The sequence below is a fragment of the Streptomyces aureus genome, assembly GCF_001418135.1.
Taxonomy (GTDB): Bacteria; Actinomycetota; Actinomycetes; order Streptomycetales; family Streptomycetaceae; genus Streptomyces; species Streptomyces aureus_A.
On sequence record NZ_LIPQ01000506.1, the window covers coordinates 1 to 5,510 of the forward strand.

General features: G+C 73.7%; 4 protein-coding genes. 1 reads left to right on the top strand and 3 read right to left on the bottom strand.

Annotated elements, in window-relative coordinates; translation table 11 throughout:
* Positions 1-155: 155 nt before the first annotated feature.
* A complete protein-coding gene (locus AOK00_RS32435; protein WP_079042305.1) occupies positions 156-2,291 on the bottom strand; it encodes an FUSC family protein in 2,136 nt (711 codons plus the stop codon).
* A 143-nt stretch (positions 2,292-2,434) separates the two neighbouring features.
* Positions 2,435-3,436 carry a helix-turn-helix domain-containing protein gene (locus AOK00_RS32440; RefSeq protein WP_055603744.1) on the bottom strand — a complete coding sequence of 334 codons (1,002 nt, stop codon included), beginning with the start codon at positions 3,434-3,436 and terminating at the stop codon, positions 2,435-2,437.
* A gap of 236 nt (positions 3,437-3,672) precedes the next feature.
* Between AOK00_RS32440 and AOK00_RS32445 the strand changes: the two genes are divergently transcribed.
* The gene (locus AOK00_RS32445) at positions 3,673-4,632 is read left to right on the top strand and encodes a hypothetical protein (protein ID WP_055603745.1); all 960 of its coding nucleotides are present in this window, start codon (positions 3,673-3,675) and stop codon (positions 4,630-4,632) included.
* 48 nt (positions 4,633-4,680) lie between these two features.
* Here the strand turns inward: AOK00_RS32445 and AOK00_RS32450 are convergent.
* The coding region (locus tag AOK00_RS32450) for a glycoside hydrolase family 16 protein (protein WP_159041895.1) at positions 4,681-5,510 on the bottom strand (830 nt) is incomplete at its 5' end.

A 5,510-nucleotide genomic window follows, 5' to 3' on the forward strand; every position in this document is an offset into this window, starting at 1 on the left:
GTGCTGCTCTCCGTGGCCGGCGTGCCGGCCACGGTGGTCCCTCCCAGGTTCCCGCGCGCCACTCACGTCCCGCTGCCGCCGTGCTAACGCATCGCTGTCGTCCTCCAGAACCTCCGGGCCCTGGCCCTGAACAGCCAATTTCCATGTGGCACAGCTCACTTGTGGGAGGCCGTGATCCGCTGCACGTCCTTCATCAGCGAATCCAGCCACTCCACGGCCGCGTAGTAGGACCGAGGAGCCCCCGGTGGCTCGACGGCGAAGTCGGCGAGGTCCCGTGCGCCGACGGCGACCGGAGTGCCCGGCGTGTCGCCGACGGGGTCCAGACGGGCGGAGACCAGCAGCATGCCCGCGGCCACCCGGTCGCCGATCCGCGTCACCGCCTCGGCCGGCTCCGGGGGCAGGGGCGGGACGACGGTCGGCTCGGGCGGCACGAGCAGCCGGTCCGCACCCCACAGGGTGTGGTGGCCGGAAACCAGGGCGGCCTGCCAGTCCTGTGGGTCGTTCGGCGTGTCCAGCTCCTTCGGCTCGCTCCGGTACTGCGCGTACGCCGACTCCGCCATGATCAGTGCGTGCTGCAGCGAGCGGTGGCCCGGCGAGGTGGCCACGGGGGCACGTGCCCCGCCCGAGGCGAGCTGCGAGGTCGTGGCCACCACGGTCTCCGCGGCGCTCCGGAGCATCGTCGCCACCGACCGCCGCAACTCGTCGTGGGCCCCCTTGGGCCAGGCGAGCAGTCCGAACACGGCGCCGACCGCGCTGCCCGCGACCACGTCGAGGAGCCGGAACTCGGCGAGCCGCCAGGTCGCGGGGGCCAGCTGGGCGAAGACCAGGGCGACGACCACCGTGAACATCGCCTGCGCCCACCCCACTCCCTTCACCGGACCCAGCGTGAAGGCGACCAGCATCAACGGCGGCAGCGCGGCGGCGTACACCGTCGTGTCCGTTCCGATCAGAGCGAGCAGGGCAGCCACGACGACCGCCCCCACGAGGGTCCCGGTGAGGGCCACCCGCACCGTGCTCCTCGTCGCCCGCGCCGTCGTACGGGTCAGGGTGAGCGTGGCGAGGAGCATCCAGAATCCGTGCGGCAGCGTGTCGACGCCGGCGATGGCCCGGGCCGCCGCGAGCGCCAGCGCGATGCGCACCGCGTTCTGGAAGAACACCGACCGCTGCCCCGCATGCCCGGAGAGCCGCCGCCACCACAGCTGGGGTGCCCGCATCCGTGCGTACCAGAACCGCCCCGGAGCCGCCGCGGGAGCGGCCCTGCCCCGGACGGCGATCTCCGCCGCCGTGGACATCGCCAGCGCGGCGTCGGCCACCTCCAGGACCGCCGCGTGGCGGCGCAGCCCGGCGGGCGTGGCACCCGGCTCCGCGCCCTCGGCCAGGGCCTGACGGACCTCCTGGAGCCGGGAGACGGAGTCTCCGGAGCTCTCCCGGCCGCGGAGCAGGGACGCGGTCTCCAGGCACGTGTCGCGCACCGCGCGCAGCACCTCGGGCCACGTCCGGGCCTCCGCCGGGCCGCCGGGCGGCGGCGGAAGCGACGCCAGCCGCCCGAGCAGCGTGCGGGCGGCCAGGCCGGTGTGCGCCAGGGCACGGGCCCTGACACCGGGGCCCGCGGGCCGTTCCGCCTCCGGCACCCGCGAGGACCGCAGGCCGCCGCCCACGTCCCGGACGGCCCGCAGCGCCGCGTCGCCGAGCGTGTACGGGGCGGAGGCCAGCTCGTCGGCGCAACGCCCCGCGCGGTCGGCGGCCCGGGCGGCCAGCTCGCGGTACGGGACGCCCGGCACGCGATCGGGCAGCAGGAACGCCTCGGCGACGATCAGCAGCGCCAGGCCGACGGTCGCTCCCACCAGCCGTTCGCCCAGGGTCCCGGGGACGTAGGGCGGAAAGGACGGCAGGATGTACATCAGTTGCAGTCCTGGAGCCGCGCCGGCCGGCCGTGGTCCTCCCACGGCCATGAAGGCCAGGACGAACCCGACGACCAGCATGCCGAGGACCGCGCTCCACGTCCGTACGGACAGGTAGGTGCCGATCGTGATGAGCACCCAGCAGGCGGGCACCACGGGCAGCAGGGTGGCAGCGCGCTGCCGCCCGGTGCCGGGGATGTGCGAAAGACCCGCCATCGCGACCGCGGCGAAGAGCGCGTAGGTGGCGGCGACGGGCGAGTCGAAGCCGTACAGGAAGAGGTAGAAGCCGACGGTGGCGGCGAGCGTGACGCGGACCGACCGCCGTACGGCCGCCGCGTAGGCGGGCGGGAGCCGGACCTTCGACAGCCGCTCCCCGGGAGTGCCACCCATGTCCCCAGGATCCACCGGGACGCTCCGTCCGGCATGCGGCGACCGTCCGCCCTCCGCCGATCGGTGGGGGAAGTCGAGTACCGCTACGCGCCCGCGCGGGCGAGTGCGCCCGGTCCGGCGGCTAGCGGGCCACGGCCGGCCGCTCAGACCCCGGCCAGCAAGGAGGCGCCGAGCGGGGTGATGCTGTGGAGCACCGACGTGCCCGTCCGCACCGTGGTGATCAGACCCGCTCCCCGCAGGACCCCCGCGTGCTGGCTGGCGGCCGCGAGCGAGAGGGCGGCGCGCTCAGCGAGCGCCGTCGTGGTGGCGGGAGACCGCAGCAGCGCGAGCACCTGCGCCCGATTGCGCCCGAGCAGCGCCGCCAGTGCCTCCGGGCGGTCACCGGACCCGTCCGCGCGGCCCGCGCCGGCACCGTCGTCGTACAGGGGATAGACGAGCACGGTCGCCGCCTCGGGGCGGTACATCACCATCGGGCCGGTCGCGAACCAGGACGGAACGAGGAGCAGGCCGCGCCCGCACAACGGAATGTCGTACGTCGAGGCGGAGGGCAGGTGCAGCGTCGGCGGCTGCCAGTTCCAGGTCGTGCCCAGCGTGGTGAGGAGGGCGTCGACGCCTCCGCGCAGCAGCATCTCCGCCCGTAGCGCCCGATCGGTCAGGGCGTCGCCGCGGATCCGCGGCCAAAGCGGCTCGATCGCCGTACGGAAGTAGCCGCGGGCGTCGGCGACCAGGGCGGCCGAGGCGGCCGGTGCGCCCTGGGCCAGGTCGTGGGCCCATCGGCCGGGGCGGCCCAGGCCGCCGTTCCAGCCGGAGACCTCCGGTATCCCGAGATCGAGCGCCAGCCGCTCAGGCGGCGTGGAGGCGGCCGCCTCCAGCGCCTCGGTGAAGTCGTGCGCCGACGGTTGCAGCAGGAAGTCGGGGACGAAGCCGTCCTCGGTGAGCAGCTCGGCGAGAACACCCGCCCCGAGGTTCGCGCCTGCCGGCAGGGAATCGTGCCACCGCCGGGCCGCGGTCCGTACCCGCGCACCCCGGCGCAGGCCCGGACTCAGGCCCAGACGGAGGCTCAGAACGGTCTCCGACAGCGCGTTCGCCGCCGGGGCGAGCGTGATCCGACGCAGATCGGCGGCGGTGAAGTGAAGGCGGATCATGCCGACCGATTATCGGCCCTTCGGCGCCGTTCACCCAGAGGCGATGGCGGACCCGTTCAAGGGAGGTGACGGCGGACCCGTTCAGGGGAGGTGACGGCCGACCCTTTCGCGCAGACGTGAAAGGCGATGCGCCGCGGAGGACGACGGAGCAGGCTCCCCGTGTCCACCTCGCCGAGCCGTCTCCGCCTTCCCCGTCCCACCGAGCTTCCGCCGAACCACCTCCGGAGGTCACATCCATGCGCCGCGCCCCCACCCGTACCGCCTGTCTCGTCGCCACGGTCCTGCTCACCGCCCTCGCCGGCGCGCCCGGCCCGGCCGTCGCCAGGGATCTGCCCGACACCTATGTCGTCTCCCGGGCTCCCGGTGTGCTCCCCGAGGGGATCGCGGTCACCCCGGACGGCACCCTGTACGTGTCCTCGGACGGCACGGGCGCGCTGTACCGCGGCCACATCGGCCGCCCGGACCTGAGGCCCTTCCCGGCGCAGGGACTGAAGGGCCGCACCAGCACTCTGGGCGTCCACACCGACCGGCGCGGCCGTGTCCTGTCCGTCGGCGGAGCGACCCTGACCGTCCACGACCGGCACGGACGCCTGGTCGCCACCCGTACCGCCGTGGGCGGACCGCTCGGCGCACCCGACCTCAACGACCTGACCGTGACGAAGGACGCGGTGTACGTGACCGACTGGGCCAACCCCGTGGTGTACCGGGCGGACCTGCGGGGCGGGACCATCGGCCCCCTCGAACCGTGGCTCGACATCCGTGGGGCGTTCCCGCAGTTCCCGGCGCGGTACTGGCTGTTGAACGGGATCGTGGCGAACGAGTCGGGCACCACGCTCCTGGTCGCCTCCAACGGCACCGAGGCCGTCTGGCGCGTCGACACCGCCGACCGGACCGTCACCCGGCTCTCCCTCGGTGAACAGTCCTTCGGGCCCGACGGGATGGTGCTGCGCGGCCGGACGCTCTACGCCGTGCTCAACTACGGCGCCCCGCACGGCGTGTACGTCGCCCGCCTCGACGAGGAGCTGCGTACGGGCACGGTGACCCACCGCCTCACGGGTGAACCCTTCGACCTGCCCACCACCCTCGCCCGGCACGGCTGCCGCCTCTACGTGGTGAACAGCCAGCTGGACGAGCCGCCGGGCCGGCCGCCGTACACCGTGAGCGCCGTCGACGACCCGACCTGCCGCACCCCCTGACCCCTTCCGGTGGGCCGCCGCCCGGGGGACGGCGGCCCACCGGAAGGCTCACTGCGCGGCCGGCACCGTGTCCTGGAAGGTCGTGCCCGCCGTGCGGTAGGCACCGACCTTCGCGGCCACCTGGGCCGGGGTCAGGACCTGGTCCTTGACGTGCAGGACGTAGTCGACCTTCTGGTCGTAGGAGCGCGGTGTCGTGGAGGTCTGGCCGGCGAGGTCGATCAGCCACTGGTTGAAGTTGATCGACATCGGGCGCTCGGGGAGGTACCGGGCGTCGTGCCGGCCGAACTCCTGGCCGTCGACGTAGTAGACGATCACGTTGTCGTCGATGGTCAGCACGAGGTCGTGCCAGCCGGCGTAGCTCGTGCGGGACTCGGAGTGCTGGTTGACGGCCTCCCAGGGGTCGGGCCGGTAGGTCTCCCACGACGTGGTGTACAGGATGTTCGCGGGCTCGCCCCAGCCCCCGTTGGGCAGGTACTCGAAGTCGTACTCGGCGTAGTCGTCGGCCATCGGTGCCTTGAGGTCGTTGATGGTGAAGAAGGTCTGCACGACACGGTCGCCGTCCGGACCCGACACCGGCGCGTCGGAGAAGCGCACCCGTGCCGCGTACGTACCGTTCTTGAACTTCGAGGCCCGCGTGAGGATCTCGGTGTGCCGGGTGGACTCACCGGTCCCGGCGGTCGAGCTGCGCAGGTTCATGATCGAGTTCGTGCCCTCCTTGGCGAAGGTGACGTTCTCGGGTGCCCAGGTGGCGCCCGGCACCCCGGGGCCGCCGGAGTTGGAGCGGACGCTCCAGCCGTGGGCGTCGATCGCCGGGTCGGTGTGTCCGGTGTAGTCGAAGTCGTCGAACAGAGCGGCCCCGTTGGGCGGCGGGGTGGTCG

Coding starts and splice junctions, on each gene's coding strand:
- AOK00_RS32435 (WP_079042305.1), bottom strand. CDS start 2,291: ATGGGTGGCACTCCCGGGGAGCGGCTGTCGAAGGTCCGGCTCCCGCCC.
- AOK00_RS32440 (WP_055603744.1), bottom strand. CDS start 3,436: ATGATCCGCCTTCACTTCACCGCCGCCGATCTGCGTCGGATCACGCTC.
- AOK00_RS32445 (WP_055603745.1), top strand. CDS start 3,673: ATGCGCCGCGCCCCCACCCGTACCGCCTGTCTCGTCGCCACGGTCCTG.